Source organism: Rubrimonas cliftonensis (genome assembly GCF_900107585.1).
GTDB lineage: Bacteria > Pseudomonadota > Alphaproteobacteria > Rhodobacterales > Rhodobacteraceae > Rubrimonas > Rubrimonas cliftonensis.
The window spans coordinates 1-1,828 of sequence record NZ_FNQM01000080.1 but is presented as its reverse complement, the minus strand read 5'-3'; the positions used below and the strand labels follow the sequence as shown (position 1 = coordinate 1,828).

Here is a 1,828-nt window from a genome sequence, read left to right as displayed (position 1 = left end):
GACTTTCGCCGCGCCACTGGCGCGACGGTTCCCTCCAACTCTTCGACGTGACCTGCGGCCGCGAGGAGTTGGTCCGCGACCTGCCGCTGCGCCGGCTGCCGCAGAGCCTGCCGACGGTGCTCAGCCAGGAGGAAGTCGCTGCGCTGCTGACGGCGGGGCCGGGGCCGGGGCTGAAGTATCGCGCGGCGCTCGAGCCGTCTCGTACGGGGCCGGGCTGCGCGCGTCCGAGGTCTGCGTGCTCACGCCGGCCGACATCGACAGCGACCGGATGCTGATCCGGGTGGTGCAGGGCAAGGGCCGCAAGGACCGCCACGTGATGCTGTCGCCAGCGCTGCTGGAGCTCTTGCGCGCATGGTGGCTTCAGGCGCGGCCGCAAGGGTGGCTGTTCCCTGGCAAGCCCCGGATCAACCCGCTCTCGGGCCGGCGGATGAACCGCGCGTTCCACGAGGCGCTGGAGGCGGCCGGGATCCAGAAGAAAGCGACGCTGCACACGCTCCGGCACAGCTTCGCCACCCACCTGCTGGAGGCCGGCGCCGACGTGCGGGTGATCCAGGTTCTGCTGGGGCACGCTCAGCTGGAGACGACGGCGCGCTATGCGCACGTCGCCGCCAGCACGATCCGCGGGGTCAGGAGCCCGCTCGACGCGCTGTGGGAGACGCCGCCCGAGCCGGACTGACGGCGCGCAGCCGTGCCCAGACCGGCGCTCGAGGTCGCGGACATCTTCCGCGACGTCACGCCGAAGGCGTGCTTGCAGCACGACGGGCCGGCGTGGCGCGCCGCCAACGCCGGCCATGTGAGCCTGGACCAGCTGCGCGTCATGAGCGCGATCGAGACCTGCCGGAGTTGGAGCGTCCGCCGATTGATCCGGGGGGATCAATCGCAGCGACAACGCGCTTGGGGGCCATGTCGCGGCGTGCGACGCCTGCGGCCGGGAGCACGTCGCCTACAACTCCTGCAAGAACCGCCACTGCCCCAAATGTCAGGGGTCCGCGGCGCGCGACTGGATGGCGGCGCAGGGGGCCGATCTGCTGCCCTCCGGGCAAGCCCGGACCGGCTCCCAAGGGTCGAGTACTTCCACGTCGTGTTCACCGTGCCGGCGGCGGTGGCGGAGATCGCGTTCTGGAGTGAGCCATGGAGCCGCCACTGGTCCGAGGCCCATGGCGAACGGCGGTTGTCTACAACCTGCTGTTCCGCGCCTCGGCCGAGACCATGACCACCATCGCCGCCGAACCGCGTCACCTCGGCGCCCGGATCGGCATGACCTCGGTGCTGCACACCTGGGGCTCGGCGATGACCCATCATCCCCACATCCACATGGGCGTGCCCGGCGGCGGGCTCTCGCCCGACGGCAACCGCTGGGTCTCCTGCCGCCCCGGCTTCCTGATGCCGGTCAAGGTGCTGGGCGCGCTGTTCCGGCGCCTGTTCCTCGAGGGGCTCGCCGCGCTGCACCGCCAGGGCCGCCTGCGCTTCTTCGGCGCGCGCGCCGGGCTCGCCGACCCGGCCGCCTTCGCCGCCCATCTGGCTCCGCTGAGGCGCGCCGACTGGGTCGTCTACGCCAAACCGCCCTTCGGCGGGCCGGAGCAGGCGCCAGCCTATCTCAGCCGCTACACCCACCGCGTCGCCATCTCCAACAACCGCCTCGTCAGCGCCGACGCCCAGACCGTGGCGTTCACATGGAAGGACTATCGCGCGCCCGAGCGGCGACGCCGGCGCGTCATGCGGCTGGCGACGGGCGAGTTCATCCGGCGCTTCCTCATCCATGTCCTGCCCGACGGCTTCCACCGCATCCGCCACTACGGCTTCCTCGCCAGCGCCGCCCGGCGCCGCA

General features: G+C 72.0%; 2 pseudogenes. Both read left to right on the top strand.

Features of this window, described 5'->3' with window-relative positions:
• A pseudogene (locus tag BLW43_RS22620) lies at nucleotides 1–676 on the top strand (tyrosine-type recombinase/integrase); the annotation flags it as partial.
• Between the two features lie 12 nt (nucleotides 677–688).
• Nucleotides 689–1,828, top strand: a pseudogene (locus tag BLW43_RS22615) (IS91 family transposase); the annotation flags it as partial.